Raw genomic sequence first — 14,730 nt, 5'->3', positions numbered from 1 at the left:
GTTAGCTTTTAGTCATCGCGGGCAACGCCGGCGCGCTCGGCCAGGTCGTCACCGGTCAAGCTTTCAACCTTCTTTGCGCTCGCCTCAGGATCCGCAAAGCCGTCATAGGCGGACTCGCCGGCAAGGGTGGAAAGCAAGAAGCCGGTGACGAGACCGCGGGCGATTTCGGTGGGGCCGGATTGGAAGGCGCCGGAACCGATGGCCAATTTGCGGAAGCGATCTTCGCTAAAGCCGGCCTGCGTGCCCTTATCGATGGCCCGGTAGGCCACCTGGCCGCGCCAGTTATAGGCCAGCTTGGCGGGGTTTCCGGCATTGAAAATATCATCGCGCCCAGAGCCAATGACCAAGCCCGGCGTATCGAGGCTGCGGGCGGCCTCGACGGCGGACGGGGCGGTCACGGCGGGGTAAATTGCGGCGACGGCCTTGACCTTCGGGTTATCAACCGCGCTCAAAACCGCGGTGCCGCCGCCCATGCCGTGGCCGATCATACCGAGCTTGCCCGGCGATACGGTGATATTGCCGGTTCCGAGCTTTACCCCAGCGGCGATCTGCAACGCAGATTCCATGTCTGCAGACAGGTTGCGGTGATCGGGGAACATGCCGGTCTCAGAATTGGGGGCGACCACGACGATGCCCCAGCTGGCGAGGTGGCGCAGCGTGGCGTGGTAATCCTTGATTTTGTGCATCCAGTCGTGGCCAAAGGCGACGGCGGGCAGGCCTTGGCCTTCCGCAGGGGTATAAACCTTGCCGGTAATACCTGCATAATCGAGGTCGCCAACCAGCACGCGGTTGCGGCCACGCTTCGATAATGTTCCGAGGTGTTTATTCAAATTCGCAGACACGCATTCTAGGATAGATGAAGATCACCCCGTGCTGGTGGCAAGGGGTGGCGAGTGGCACATGCGGGGGATTCGCGGAGGCCAAAAGGGGTGCGCGGCGCCGAAGTTATATGGGTTGCCTTACTTGCGCGCCGGCGAGAAAGCAGGCGAAAATGTGCACTAGGTAACATTCTCTATGCTTCTCTGGGAAGGCAGGTCGCCGCATATGACTACCGGCACCCTTAAGATCGACCAATTATTTTCGCAGGATGGGCCGGAGGTAAAGACCGGCATCATCGACAGGGTGGCCTATGCCTCCGATGCCTCGCACTACCTCTACACCCCAAAGGCCGTGATTGAAGCGCGCTCGGCAGAACACGTGGCTGCCATTTTCAAAGCGGGGCGGCAGCACGGTATTCCGGTGACCTTGCGCTCGGGTGGTACCTCCTTGGCTGGCCAGGCCTCCGGCGAGGGCTACCTGGTGGATGTGCGCAAGCATTTCCGGGGCATAGAAGTCCTCGATGACGGCAAGCGGGTGCGCGTGCAGCCAGGGGCGACCGTGCGCCAAGTCAATGCGCGTTTGGGGTTGCGCAACCGCAAGCTCGGCCCGGACCCGGCCAGCGAGGCGGCCTGCACCATCGGCGGTGTGGTAGCGAATAATTCCTCCGGCATGGCCTGCGGCACCGAGTTCAATACCTACAACACATTGGAATCGCTGACCTTTGTCTTGCCTTCTGGCACGGTGATCAATACCGCGGACTCTGATGCGGACCGGCAATTCCAAGCGCAAGAACCCGAGCTGGTGGATACGCTGATCCGCCTGCAGCGCCGCGTGCGCGATAACCAGGAATCAGTAGATATCATCCGCCGCCACTTCCAGCTGAAAAATACGATGGGTTACGGGCTTAATTCCTTCCTGGATTTTGAAAGCCCCGTCAAGCTCTTTGAGCACCTCTTGGTTGGCTCCGAAGGAACACTCGCGTTTATCGCGGAAGCGGTCTTTCGCACCGTCAACATTTCAGACCTCACGACGACCACCGTGGCGGTCTTTACCGATCTCTCCGCCGCTACGAAGGCGCTGCCTTCCCTGGTGGAGACCGGTGCCGCCACCCTGGAGCTAATGGATTCTGCCTCTATTCGCGTCGGCCAAGGATTCGATAAGGTCCCGCAGGCCATTACCGGCTTCGATGTGGATTCACAGGCCGCGCTGCTCATCGAGTACCAATCCGATGACAAGGAAGAGCTGCGGGAAAAAGAAAACAAGGGCTCGTCTCTTTTGCGCGAATTGGACCTCCAATCGCCGGCGGAGTTTTCTGCCGATATTCCCACCCGCACCGCCGCGTGGAACTTCCGCAAGGGCTTGTATGCCCAGGTGGCAGAAGCAAGACCTTCAGGAACCACGGCGCTCTTGGAAGACGTTGTGGTGCCGGTGGGGGATTTGGCCGATACTTGTTCTTCCTTGCAGGAGCTTTTTACCCGCTATTCCTACGATGATGCGGTCATTTTCGGCCACGCGAAAGATGGCAATATCCACTTCCTTCTAACGGACCGCTTCGAAGGCGATAGCGCCATTGGCCGTTATAACAACTTCAATGAGGAAATGGTTGACTTGGTGCTTTCGGCGGAGGGAAACCTCAAGGCCGAGCACGGCACCGGCCGCGCCATGGCCCCGTATGTGCGCCGCCAGTACGGCGATGAGCTTTACGAGGTCATGCAGTTGCTCAAGCGCGCCTGCGATCCCGCTGGGACCATGAACCCAGGCGTCATCTTAGACGATGACCCCGATGCACACATTACAAATATCAAGCTCAACCCCACGGTGGAGGAGGAAATCGACCCGTGCGTTGAGTGCGGCTATTGCGAGCCGGTCTGCCCGTCCAGGGATCTCACCTTGACCCCGCGCCAGCGCATCGTGGTGCGCCGTGCCCGCCAGCGGGCGCAGGAAAGTGGCGATACGCACTTAGTTGCAGAACTTGATGAGGCTTATGAGTACATGGGCATCGATACGTGCGCCGTGGATTCCATGTGTCTAACCGCATGCCCAGTGGGCATCGATACCGGTAAATTTATCAAGAAGCTGCGCCACGAGAAGGCCGGGGCCGCAGAAGAAAAGGTCTGGTCCACTGCCGCCAAGAATTGGCAGGTTACTAGCCGCGGTGCGGCAACGGCGCTTACCGGCGCGCACATGTTGCCGGCGCAGCTGGTCACGAAGGTCACCGATGCGGCCCGCTCGCTCGTCGGCCCCGATTCTGTGCCGGGATACCAACCGGAGTTAGGTAAGGGCGGCAAGTCCCGCGAGCGCCTGGCCGGGCGCGTGGGCGATCGCTACGCTGAGACCTCGGGAATCTACCTTCCAGCCTGCGTAAACTCCATGTTCGCCCCGCAAGGCAAAGGCATGGGAGCGACGGAAGCCTTCGTTACCGTCTTGGAGCGGGCGGGGATAGCGCTGGAGGTTCCCAAGGGCATCGAAAAGCTCTGCTGTGGAACGCCATGGTCCTCAAAGGGCATGCGCAAGGGCCACGACATTATGGAGCAGCGCGTGCGCGAGACCGTCATGGAGGCTACCGATAACGCCCGCCTTCCCGTGATTGTGGACGCGTCCAGCTGTACCGCCGGCTTCCAGGAGATGCTGGAATCCGTGGGCATCACCGTCATCGATGCGCTGAGCTTTACCGCCGATACGCTGCTGCCGCGCCTTGAGACCACCCAGCCGGTCGATTCCATGACGATTCATCCAACTTGTTCGGCGTTCCAGCTTGGCATGATGGGAGATGTTGAAAAGGTCGCCCGCGCCGCAGCTACGGAGGTGCACATCCCCACCGCCTGGAATTGTTGCGGCTATGCCGGCGACCGCGGCATGCTCCACCCGGAGCTCACGGAGTCCGCCACCCGCGCCGAGGCCGCCCAGGTCCACGAGCTGGGCGCGCAGTATCACGCCTCTACCAACCGCACGTGTGAGCTGGGCATGACCCGCGCCACCGGCGAGGATTACCACCACGTCCTGGAGATGCTGGAGCGCGCCACCCGCTAGCGGTCCGGTAGGGAAGGGGCGCGGCTGCTTGCCGATGCCCCTTCTTCTCCCGCGCCCTCAGCCAGCCGCAGCGCGGGAGGGCTGCTCACCGAGGGTGCGAAAACTAGCGGTGGGCAGACCAGTTTTCAGTAACTATAAAAGGCCTGAATTAGTATGTGGCCATAAATAACAGGCCCCTAGTCCAACCCCCGGTTCGTGTTGACCAATGAGGTAGGATTCCTTTTTATGTGTGGAATTGTTGGATATGTTGGTCAAGCTAGCGGTGACCGCGAATACTTCGCTCTGGATGTAGTCGTGGAAGGTCTGCACAGACTGGAATACCGCGGCTATGACTCCGCTGGTGTGGCGATGTACGCCGATGGGGAGATTAGCTGGCGGAAGAAGGCGGGCAAGGTTGCTGCCTTGGACGATGAGATTGCAGCGCGTCCGCTGAAGGATTCCGTTTTGGGAATCGGGCACACCCGTTGGGCCACGCACGGTGGTCCGACCGATCTCAATGCGCACCCGCACGTCGTTGACGGCGGCAAGCTGGCTGTGGTGCACAACGGCATCATCGAAAACTTCGCGGAGCTGCGGACCGAGCTCTTGAACAAGGGCTACAACTTCGTTTCTGAAACCGATACTGAAGTTGCCGCTGCGTTGCTTGGCGATGTTTTCCATAATGACGCCGCAGGTGACCTCACCAAGGCAATGCAGTTGACCGCAAAGCGCCTCGACGGTGCGTTTACTCTGCTGGCTATTCACGCTGACCAGCCGGATCGCATCGTTGCTGCCCGCCGCGATTCGCCCTTGGTCATCGGCTTGGGCGAGGGTGAAAACTTCTTGGGCTCTGACGTATCGGGCTTTATTGACTACACCAAGTCCGCAGTGGAAATGGACAATGACCAGGTAGTCACCATCACTGCTGATGATGTGGTCATTACTGACTACGACGGCAATCCCACCGAAGGCAAGTCCTTTGAGATCAAGTGGGACGCGGCCGCCGCTGAAAAGGGCGGCTTTGATTCCTTCATGGAAAAGGAAATCCACGATCAGCCTGCCGCCGTGCGCGATACCCTGTTGGGCCGCTTTGATGAGCAGGGCCAGCTGACCCTGGATGACTTGCGCATCGATGAGTCGGTCTTGAAGTCCATCGATAAGATCATCGTGATCGCCTGCGGCACGGCGGCCTATGCCGGCCATGTGGCGCGGTACGCCATCGAGCACTGGTGCCGCATCCCCACCGAGGTTGAGCTCGCCCACGAGTTCCGCTACCGCGATCCGATCGTTAATGAGAAGACCTTGGTCGTGGCCTTGTCCCAGTCCGGCGAGACCATGGACACCCTGATGGCTGTGCGCCACGCCCGCCAGCAGGGCGCGAAGGTCATTGCCATCTGCAATACGCAGGGCTCGTCCATTCCGCGCGAATCCGACGCGGCGCTCTACACCCACGCTGGTCCCGAAATCGCTGTGGCCTCTACCAAGGCTTTCTTGGCGCAGATTACCGCGACCTACCTGCTGGGCCTGTACTTGGCACAACTGCGCGGGAATATGTTCTCCGATGAAATTCAGGGAGTTCTGGCTGAGCTGCGCAATATGCCGGACAAGGTACAAAGCGTCATCGATGAAGAACAGCAGGTAGCCGACCTGGCTAACTCCATGAAGGATGCGGAATCCGTGCTCTTCCTGGGCCGCCACGTGGGCTTCCCAGTTGCCCTTGAAGGCGCGCTGAAACTCAAGGAGATCGCTTACCTGCACGCAGAAGGTTTTGCCGCAGGCGAGCTCAAGCACGGCCCCATCGCGCTGATTGAGGAGGGCCAGCCGGTATTCGTCATCGTGCCCTCCCCGCGCGGGCGCGATTCGCTGCACTCCAAGGTGGTATCCAATATCCAGGAAATCCGCGCCCGCGGTGCCATTACCATCGTGATCGCAGAAGAAGGCGATACCGCGGTAGAGGATTACGCTAACCACGTCATCCGCGTGCCAAAGGCGCCGACGTTGATGCAGCCGCTCCTTGCTACGGTGCCCCTGCAGATCTTTGCCGCACACGTGGCAAAGTCCAAGGGCTACGACGTTGACCAGCCGCGTAACCTGGCTAAGTCCGTGACCGTGGAATAACCTTTCCGGCGGTTCTGACCCCTTTCTCGTCTTTGTTTGCATGGGGCGGGAGAGGGGCTTTATGCGTAGCTGCAGTAAATTCAGCGCGCGGGTGGAAAGTGGCACAATAGTGGCATGCTGAAAACCACAATTGACCTTGCTGCCATCGCGCATAATGTGCGGCTGATTAAGGAGAAGATCGGCCCAGACGTCAAGTTGATGTGCGTGGTGAAGGCGGATGCTTACGGGCATGGCGTAGAAAGAGTCGTGCCCGTGATGCTGGAAGCGGGGGCGGATTCTATTGGCGTCGCCACGCTGGCAGAAGCAGTGCAGCTGCGGCGCATGGGGGTCGATTCGCCCATTGCGGCATGGATCTGGCAGACGGATCAGGTGCTAGAAGAGGCCCTAGCCTCTGGCATCCAGATTGCGGTCAATTCTCCCGCGCAGGCCCAGAAGCTAGTAGAGGCAGAGGTTCCCGCTGAGGTCTATATCAAGGTCGAAACCGGAATGCACCGCTCCGGGGTGGATAAGGCGGAGTGGGGTGAGGTTTTTGCGCTGCTGCGGGATGCCCCGCATATCACCGTGCTGGGCCTCATGTCCCACTTTGCCTGCGCGGACGATCCGGATAACGCGCATAATGACACCCAGGAAGAAGAGTTTCGGCGCGCCCTGGATGCGGCGCGCGCGGCGGGTCTGGAGTGCCCGGTTAATCATTTGGCCAATTCGCCGGCCACGCTCTCGCGCCCATCGGCGCACTTTGAGCAGGTGCGGGTTGGCGTCGCCTGTTACGGGCTCGAGCCCATCGCTGGGCGGGACCATGGCCTGCGCCCGGCAATGACCTGGTCCGGGAATGTCTTCGGGGTCAAGCCAATCGATAAGGATGAGGCCACCAGCTACGGGCGGACCTGGAGCGCGGATAAGCCAGGGTTCCTGGCCACGGTGGATTGTGGCTATGCCGATGGCCTGCCGCGGGCGTACCAGGGCCACCTTCAGGTGGGCATCAGCGGGCGGCTTTATCCCCAGGTAGGCCGGGTGTGCATGGACCAAATAGTGGTGGATTTAGGAGATAACCCGCACGGTATTGCCCCCGGTGATGAGGTGACCATCTTTGGACAGGGTGGCATGTCTGCCACTGAGCTTGCTAATGCCGTGGGCACCATCAACTATGAAGTGGTGTGCCGGCCCACCGGCCGCACCGAACGCGAATATATAGGAGAGGCCGATGCGCAGTAATTTTCCGGAGACTGGAACCCGCGATCTGGCAACGGTGGAACAGACCCACGCCTGCGGCAAGGAACTGGGCGCCGCGCTAGAAGCTGGCGATGTCGTTATCCTGGACGGCCCATTGGGTGCGGGGAAGACCACCTTCACCCAGGGGATTGCGCAGGGCATGCAGGTCAAGGGCCGGATTACCTCGCCCACATTCGTCATCGCCCGCGTGCACCGCTCCCGGGTTGGGGGACCGGACCTAGTGCACGTGGACGCCTACCGCCTCTTGGATGAGGGCGGGGCCAATTCCGGCGATCCCCTGGGGGAGCTGGATGCCTTGGACTTGGACACCGAGCTTGCCGATGCCGTCGTCGTCGCCGAATGGGGCGGCGGCCTCATCGAGCAGATCGCAGATAGGTACCTCTTTGTCAGCATCGACCGCGAACCGGCGGAGTTTGCCGGCGCAGATGAGGACGTGCGCCGCATTAGCTGGTCGTGGCGACACAATGATTAGCTAGGCCTCATTAATTTCAAGGTATAAGTGATGGACATCTTAGGGCGTCAAGTTGCTTTAGGTATTTAAGGTGCGGGATCCTTGAAGGGTGTTAGATCTCCTAGCCTCTAGTCCTCTGCTCGCCCTTTTTGCCATCATGGCCATTGGTTTGGCCATCGGCAAAATCAAATTCTTTGGCATCTCTCTTGGCGCCGCGGCCGCGATGTTCGTGGCGCTCGGGCTTTCTACCGCCAATCCGGATATCCAGATTCCACCGCTGGTGTATCAATTCGGCTTGGCCATTTTTGTTTATGCCATTGGCCTGAACTTCGGACCGTCGTTCGTTCGCGAATTTGCTACCCGCGGCTGGAAGCTGACCGTCTTTATGATCGGCATGTTGGTCCTGTTGGTCGGCGTGGGTTTCGGGCTCATCCGCGTATTCGGCCTCGAAACCGATGTGGCCGCCGGTATGTTTGCCGGTTCGCTGTCGTCCACGCCAGGTATGGCGGCTGTGGTGGATATGCTGGGCAATTCCACCCCAGTCGTCGGCTATTCGCTGGCTTATCCAGGCGCGGTCATCGGTGCGATTCTGGTCGCCGCCATCGGCGCGAAGGTTCTCAAGGTAGACCACGAGGCGGACGCCAAGGAAGAGGGGATGATTCCCGCTCCACTGGTAGCCAAAGGCGTGCGGCTGACCAAAGACTTCCCGGATACGGCCGGGCACCTGTACCAAGTAACCGGACATAGTGTGGTGGCCACCCGCGAGATCTCCGATATGGAAAATCACCGTCTGGCACAGCCGGATATGCCCCTGCGCAAGGGCGAGGCATTCCTTATTAATGGCTCCGAAAAAGACGTCGCCGGTGCCATCGAGGTGCTCGGTGAGGAATACCCCGTCGAGCTCACCCCAGAGGCGGGCTTGCAATATAAGCGCGTGACCGTGTCGAACCCGAAGGTGGCGGGAAAGCGCATCCGCGATATCGATGCGCTCGAGCACGGCTTCATTATCGCCCGTGTGCGCAAGGGCGATAGCGATGAGGTCCCGCACCCGGATATGGTGCTGAATTACTCCGACCGCGTGCGCGTGGTGTGTAGCTCGCACCACGTGCGCGAGGTGCGCAAGTACTTGGGCGATTCCGAATCGGCGCTCGGCAACGCTTACCTATTGTCCATGTCCATCGGTTTGACCTTGGGAATGCTGTTGGGCCTTATCCCCGTCCCTATGCCGGGCGGATCGACCCTGCAGCTGGGCTTTGGTGGCGGTCCCGTCGTGGTCGGCCTCATCCTCGGTTACCTGAACCGCACCGGCCCCATCAATTGGCAGATGCCCTTCCATACCAGGGAAACCCTCTCGAACCTGGGGCTGACGCTCTTCCTTGCGGGCGTGGGGACATCGGCAGGCGCATCGTTCCGCGAGGCCCTGACAGATCCGTCCTCGCTGACCATCATCGGCGTTGGCCTTATCATTACCTTGGTATCGGCCATCCTCATCGGCGTCATCGGCATGCTAGTGCTGCGCTTGAAGTGGGACGAGGCCATGGGCTGTGCGGCCGGCATGACCACGAACCCGGCAGTATTTGCCTATATCCGGGGCCAAACCGGCACGGAGCTCGCTGGGCGCGGCTGGGCAACGGTGTATCCCACCACCATCATTGGCAAGATTATCGCCGCTCAGGTGCTGTTATTGTTATTGCTTTAGCCCCGTATGCCCCGCGCTAATTATTCACCCACTGGGTATGCCGCCTACACTGGCAGGCACTACCCAGTGGGTGAGTGCTTGTTAGCCGCCGAGTAGCCTCGGTAATAGAACTGACAATCACTTCACCATATGTACATATAGGACCCCCTTGACCCGAGGAGCGTTACTCACCCCATGACTAAATTTGCTCGCAACCTGACCACGACCATTATCGCGCTATTTATCATTGTGATGATGGTGCTCGTTGCCGGGGCTACCCTGCGTGATGAGGATTCCCTGGAGGGAAACCTCACCAATACCTTGCAGCACGCCCCGCGGAACCTCGAGGTAATGTCGCTCATTCCTTCTGATGTCTACGGCGCCGACTACAGCGCCATCGGCTTCATCTGCTCCGGCATGGCGGAAGACAAGGTTAAGGAAGCAGCCCCGAACCCTGATGACATCACCTTCGAGGACGGCGTCGTCCCTGAGGGCAAGAGCTACGTCATGGCCCTGGGCCACAACGTTGATCCCTATGTAGAGGAATTGGATTCCTCCGAGGTTGAGGTCTGCGAGATGATCAACGCCCAGGTTAAGGCCATGGAGCAGCAGGGTCACGGGCTCGACGGCGGGGTTCCGCTGGTTCAGGGCTCCCAGCCGCTGGCCTTCCAGAGCGAAGACGGCGTGTGGAAGCTGGTCGGCTAATGCACGTCCTGGCCATTGATACGGCGACGACCGCCCTGGTCACCGGGGTAGTCGACACCGAGTCTGGGCAGATAACACAGCGCGTGCTGGCCGATACGCGCGCGCACAATGAACGGCTCATGCCCACCATCCTCGAGGTGATGAGCGAGGCTGGGCTGGAGCTCGGCACCCTCGACGCCATCGTTGCGGGCATGGGCCCTGGCCCCTTTACCGGCTTGCGCGTTGGCATGGCCACGGCGCAGGCGCTTGCCGATGCCCTCTCCATCCCCCTCCACGGCGTCTGCACCCATGATGCCATCGCGCACGCCGCGCTAGCGGGGGCCGATGCAGCCGATGAAAGGGACGCGGCAGACGCAGCGCTGGTTGCTACCGATGCCCGCCGCAAGGAAATTTATTGGGCCACCTACCGCGCGGGACAACGCATTGTGGGTCCGGACGTTTCGAAGCCGGGGGAGCTTGACCTGCAGGACATCGCGCAGGTGGTCATCCCGGAGAAGCTTGCTGAGGGGTTGCCGGAGGAACTCGCTGCGCTGCCACGCAGCGAAGCCGCGCCCACCGCAGAGGGCCTGGTGGCCGTCGCGCGGCTCGACGCGGATCCGGAGCCATTCGTACCGTTGTACCTGCGCCGGCCCGATGCGGTTCCTCCCAAAAAGCAGCAGCTTTCCGCGGCCATTCCAGAGGTGCGCCTGTGAACCTGCGCGAGCTCACCCCTGCCGATGCCCCGCGCTGCGCCGAGCTGGAAAAGGTGCTTTTTCCCGGTGAAACCCCGTGGACGGAAGCGGTATTTAAGCAAGAAATGGCTCAGCCCTTCAACTTCTACCTCGGGGTGGAAGGCGCCCTCGATCCCGCAGCGCCGGAGGACGGCCAGGAGCCGGTCTTATTGGGCTATGCAGGCATCGGCATGATGGGCCCAGCCGCGGACCCCGAGTTTGAAATCCACACCATCGGCGTCGATCCAAAGGCCCAGCGCCGCGGCATCGCGCGCATGATGATGGACAATATTTGCTATATCGCGGACTTAAAAAGCGCGCCCATCTTCTTAGAGGTGCGTGTGGGAAACGATCCCGCCATCGAGCTATACCGGCGCTATGGCTTTAACATCGAGGGGATTCGCCGCAATTATTATCAGCCTTCTGGCGCGGATGCGCACGTCATGGTGCGCCCCGGCCAGTCGCCACAAGCAAGACAGCGCGAAGCAAAGGAGCAGTAATGAAGGTCATGGGCATCGAGTCCTCCTGCGATGAGACCGGGGTGGGCATTGTCGAGCTGGACCAAGACGGCCACATGGAGATCATCGCCAATGCCGTTGCTTCGTCAATGCAGCAGCACGCGCGCTTTGGCGGCGTCGTGCCAGAAATCGCTTCCCGTGCGCACCTGGAGGCCATGCCGCAGGTGATGCGGGCGGCGCTGGAGGAGGCGGGCATCGATAAGCCCGATGCCATTGCCGCCACCGTGGGCCCGGGCCTGGCCGGAGCCCTGCTCGTGGGTGCTTCTGCAGCCAAGGCTTATGCCGCCGCGTGGGGCGTGCCTTTTTATGGCGTCAACCACCTTGGCGGGCACGTCGCCGTGGCCAACCTCGAGGGCGAGAGCCTGCCGCACTCGATCGCCCTGCTGGTCTCCGGTGGGCACACGCAGTTGCTCGAGGTCGAGGCCGTAGGAAAGCCCATGCGCGAATTGGGCTCCACGCTTGACGATGCCGCCGGTGAAGCCTACGACAAAGTCTCCCGCCTCCTAGGGCTGGGGTATCCGGGCGGGCCGGTCATTGATAAGTTGGCCGCCCGCGGAAAACCCACCATCGATTTTCCCCGTGGCATGTCGCGTGCCGAAGATCTGCGCGGCGAGCACCGGCATGATTTCTCTTTCTCGGGGCTCAAAACCTCCGTTGCGCGCTATGTGGAGCGCGCCGAAAAGGCCGGCGAGACCATCTCCGTGGAGGATGTATGCGCCTCGTTCCAAGAGGCGGTGGCCGACGTACTGACCGCCAAGGCCATTCGCGCCTGCGAGGATACCGGGGCGAAGGTGCTGTTGCTCGGTGGCGGCGTCGTGGCCAATTCCCGGCTGCGGGAGCTAGCCGCCGAGCGTTGCAATGCCGCCGGTGTGGAGCTGCGCGTGCCGCGGTTTAACCTGTGCACCGATAACGGCGTGATGATTGCAGCCCTTGGCGCCCAGCTCATTCATGAGGGGGCTGCGCCGTCGAGCCTGGGTATTGGCACCGATACGCAAATGGATGTGGAAGAGCCACAGTTAACCTAAAGTTCTTCTTCCTCGCACTGCGGGGTGGGGGAAGCGGCGGTAACGTTTAACGCGTTCACGCCTTCTCCGCTTTAAAGGATCTTTCTCTCATGACCGTTGGTTTCCTCGTCAACCCCGATCTCACTCGCAGAAAAATCGAGTTTGAGTTAGAACACGCCAACCAGTTCTTGGGCGGCACCACCGAGGATCGCGTCTCCGTCGTCTTTCAAGATGACGGCACGACCTACGCCGCGCTGTATAACCCAGAAGCTAAACAGGAAGGCGCCGAGCCCAACCCGGTTGCTTCCCTGGCCCGCAATGCTGCCGACACGGGAAACTCCGCCTTTTTGCAGGATCCCATCCGCGCTATCAGCGGCCCAGTTATCTTCGTGGATGCAGAGGGCGAGGAAGACTACATCGACGAGGTCATCGCATCCGTTGAGCACGGCATCCGCGCGGTGAAAAACTACCGCGAGGATTTCTCGGACGAGTACACGCTCTGGCGCGCTGCGGTCATCAACTCCACGAAGAGCGCATAAGCACCCTTTTTAACGCTCGGTGTGGCGCAGCCACATCAGCACCGCTTTGACCCGGCGATTGGCGTCTTCGGGACGAAATCCGAGTTTTAGAAAAACATTGGAGACGTGCTTGCTTACCGCGCCCGCGGTTAATACCAGCGCGTTTTCAATTTCTTGATTGCTCAAACCTTGTGCCATGAGCCCCAAAACCTCGCGTTCGCGGGCGGTTAATTGGCTCAGCCCCGTGCGCCGCGCGGATAGCAGGGCGGTGACCACTTCTGGGTCGACGACGGTACCGCCGCCCGCCACTTCCTCGAGGGTGTGCACGAATTCGTCCACATCAGATACGCGCTCTTTGAGCAGGTAGCCGAATCCGCCGTGCTCTAAGAGCCGGTCCAAGTAGCTTGCCGCCACGTATTGGCTGAGCACCACCACCGGTTGCGACGGGTCTGCTGCCCGAACATCGTGCACGGCGCGCAGCCCATCATCGCTCATGGTAGGCGGCATGCGGACATCGCTAATGATCAGATCGAAGTGGTCACTGCCCGCGCAGGCGCGCAATTCCTCCGCATCGTTGACAGCGGTCACGCTATGGCCCAGTGCCGTCAAAAGCTGTTCTAGCCCGGCGCGCAAAAGGGCAGAATCTTCTGCCAATAAGAGTTTCATCGGGCCTCCTTTAGCGGTAGTGACATGGTTAAGGTTGCTCCTTGTCCCTCTGTGTGAGCGGGAAAGAAGTCGACGCTGCCGCCTAGTGCCGCTGCCCGCTCGTGCAGCCCTGCCAACCCAGTGCCCGCAGTCGCCCCGGTGGTCTTTGCGCTAGTCGCTTCGTCACCTGTGTCGGCGCTGGTACCAACGCCGGCACGGGAATGCGCGGGGCCGGACGCGCTAGGGCCTCCTCCTGCGGAGAGGCCGCCGACGCCATTATCGCGGACGCTCACGCGGAGATCGTCGCCAAAAGATATGGACACGGTGGCGGCGGTGGCCGCGCCGTGGGTGGACGCGTTGGTTAGTGCTTCTGCTACCGCGTGGTAGGCCAGTAGCGCCGTCGTTTCCCCAATGGAGCGTTCTGCGCCTTCAACGTGCAATTCCGCGTCGAGCCCGCTGTGGGCTAAGAGCTCATCGAGGGCGGGGATGAGGCCGTCATCGAAAAGCACCTGTGGTGCAATGCCGCGCACGGTAGCGCGCAGGGCGGATAGGGCATGGGTGGCGTTGTGTTCGGCATCGGCAAGCGCCTGCTGAGCCTCGGGCGGGGCCTGCAGCTTGGCCGCAGCCAGGTTGAGCTTGAGCGCGGTCAGGTACTGCTGGGGACCGTCGTGGAGCTCGCGCTCGATGCGGCGGCGCTCGCCCGAAAAGGCATCAATAAGCGTGGCGCGTGAGGCCGCCAACTCCTGCGCAGAAGGGCTCAGCGCGAGGCGGGTGAGGGAAATAGAGGCCTTGACCAGCAGGCGGTTGAGCACCACCAGTAGGACGAAGAGCACGGTGGCCGCGAGCCAGCACACGACAAAAATCAATGGGCGATTATCGGTGGTCCACTCGCCGACGTTGAACTCGGCCTGCGGAATAAACGGCGCGATAACCAGTACGCCCGCGACAAAACCGACAAAGACCCAGTTGGCAAAGCAGGCCACGCAAATAAGAAGTTGCAGTAGGAGGTGATAAAGCTGCTGCCAATCAAACCAACGGTTGGCCCGTCGCGCGGGAATATCAACGCCCATCCATTTCGCACCACAGCGGCCGATAAACTCCGCGGCGCGGGCTACCAGCGGAATCCACGGCAGCATGAGTACGGAGACCACCAGTCCCGGAAGCGCGAGCACACCGAGGACGAGGCTCCACGCATTGGCCTTGACAGTTCGCATATTCGTTCAGCCTAGCCGCCGCGCCGGGGTGGTGGCAGTAGAGCTAGCCCCACCATTTTCTGGGCAGCTATCCCCATCGCGCGTGCGGGATGCGGCCGGTGGAATGGGAAG

13 protein-coding genes are annotated in these 14,730 nt (G+C 61.0%); 10 read left to right on the top strand and 3 right to left on the bottom strand.

Going from position 1 to position 14,730, the window contains the following annotated elements; translation table 11 throughout:
* Positions 1-8: 8 nt before the first annotated feature.
* Positions 9-842: a dienelactone hydrolase family protein gene (locus ABRP66_RS00675; protein ID WP_284796245.1), complete on the bottom strand. Its 834-nt coding sequence runs from the start codon at positions 840-842 to the stop codon at positions 9-11.
* 202 nt (positions 843-1,044) lie between these two features.
* On the opposite strand from ABRP66_RS00675, the gene ABRP66_RS00670 reads away from it, so the two are divergent.
* The 10 genes from ABRP66_RS00670 to ABRP66_RS00625 all read left to right on the top strand — a co-directional run bounded on the left by ABRP66_RS00670 (position 1,045) and on the right by ABRP66_RS00625 (position 12,781).
* The gene (locus ABRP66_RS00670) at positions 1,045-3,849 is read left to right on the top strand and encodes an FAD-binding and (Fe-S)-binding domain-containing protein (protein WP_284849847.1); all 2,805 of its coding nucleotides are present in this window, start codon (positions 1,045-1,047) and stop codon (positions 3,847-3,849) included.
* Positions 3,850-4,074: 225 nt separating this feature from the next.
* The gene (gene glmS, locus ABRP66_RS00665; protein WP_349838167.1) at positions 4,075-5,946 is read left to right on the top strand and encodes a glutamine--fructose-6-phosphate transaminase (isomerizing); all 1,872 of its coding nucleotides are present in this window, start codon (positions 4,075-4,077) and stop codon (positions 5,944-5,946) included.
* 114 nt (positions 5,947-6,060) lie between these two features.
* Positions 6,061-7,158, top strand: coding sequence for an alanine racemase (gene alr, locus ABRP66_RS00660; protein WP_284852474.1), 1,098 nt, complete (start codon positions 6,061-6,063; stop codon positions 7,156-7,158).
* Entirely contained in the window at positions 7,148-7,648 is a 501-nt protein-coding gene (gene tsaE / locus ABRP66_RS00655) for a tRNA (adenosine(37)-N6)-threonylcarbamoyltransferase complex ATPase subunit type 1 TsaE (RefSeq protein WP_284770168.1), read from the top strand. The genes alr and tsaE overlap by 11 nt, the downstream gene beginning before the upstream one ends.
* An 88-nt stretch (positions 7,649-7,736) precedes the next feature.
* Positions 7,737-9,326, top strand: coding sequence for an aspartate:alanine exchanger family transporter (locus ABRP66_RS00650; RefSeq protein WP_284805865.1), 1,590 nt, complete (start codon positions 7,737-7,739; stop codon positions 9,324-9,326).
* Positions 9,327-9,500: 174 nt separating this feature from the next.
* Entirely contained in the window at positions 9,501-10,010 is a 510-nt protein-coding gene (locus tag ABRP66_RS00645; protein WP_284770166.1) for a hypothetical protein, read from the top strand.
* Positions 10,010-10,702, top strand: a complete 693-nt coding sequence (tsaB, locus tag ABRP66_RS00640; protein ID WP_284852065.1) for a tRNA (adenosine(37)-N6)-threonylcarbamoyltransferase complex dimerization subunit type 1 TsaB — start codon at positions 10,010-10,012, stop codon at positions 10,700-10,702. Before ABRP66_RS00645 ends, tsaB begins: the two co-directional genes overlap by 1 nt.
* On the top strand, positions 10,699-11,220 hold the full coding sequence (rimI, locus tag ABRP66_RS00635; RefSeq protein ID WP_284770164.1) for a ribosomal protein S18-alanine N-acetyltransferase: 522 nt from the start codon (positions 10,699-10,701) through the stop codon (positions 11,218-11,220). The genes tsaB and rimI overlap by 4 nt, the downstream gene beginning before the upstream one ends.
* Positions 11,220-12,263, top strand: coding sequence for a tRNA (adenosine(37)-N6)-threonylcarbamoyltransferase complex transferase subunit TsaD (gene tsaD / locus ABRP66_RS00630; RefSeq protein ID WP_284770163.1), 1,044 nt, complete (start codon positions 11,220-11,222; stop codon positions 12,261-12,263). The genes rimI and tsaD overlap by 1 nt, the downstream gene beginning before the upstream one ends.
* A gap of 89 nt (positions 12,264-12,352) precedes the next feature.
* The gene (locus ABRP66_RS00625; RefSeq protein WP_284770162.1) at positions 12,353-12,781 is read left to right on the top strand and encodes a hypothetical protein; all 429 of its coding nucleotides are present in this window, start codon (positions 12,353-12,355) and stop codon (positions 12,779-12,781) included.
* Between the two features lie 9 nt (positions 12,782-12,790).
* Here ABRP66_RS00625 and ABRP66_RS00620 read toward each other — a convergent pair whose 3' ends face one another.
* Complete coding sequence (locus tag ABRP66_RS00620) at positions 12,791-13,426, bottom strand: response regulator transcription factor (RefSeq protein WP_284770161.1); 636 nt, start codon at positions 13,424-13,426, stop codon at positions 12,791-12,793.
* Positions 13,423-14,619: a sensor histidine kinase gene (locus ABRP66_RS00615; protein WP_284781908.1), complete on the bottom strand. Its 1,197-nt coding sequence runs from the start codon at positions 14,617-14,619 to the stop codon at positions 13,423-13,425. Before ABRP66_RS00615 ends, ABRP66_RS00620 begins: the two co-directional genes overlap by 4 nt.
* Positions 14,620-14,730 lie beyond the last annotated feature (111 nt).

It is taken from the genome of Corynebacterium sp. KPL2680, assembly GCF_040225675.1.
Lineage (GTDB): Bacteria > Actinomycetota > Actinomycetes > Mycobacteriales > Mycobacteriaceae > Corynebacterium > Corynebacterium rhinophilum.
The sequence above is the reverse complement of the archived record's forward strand: the minus strand, read 5'-3'. Positions and strand labels throughout refer to the sequence as shown.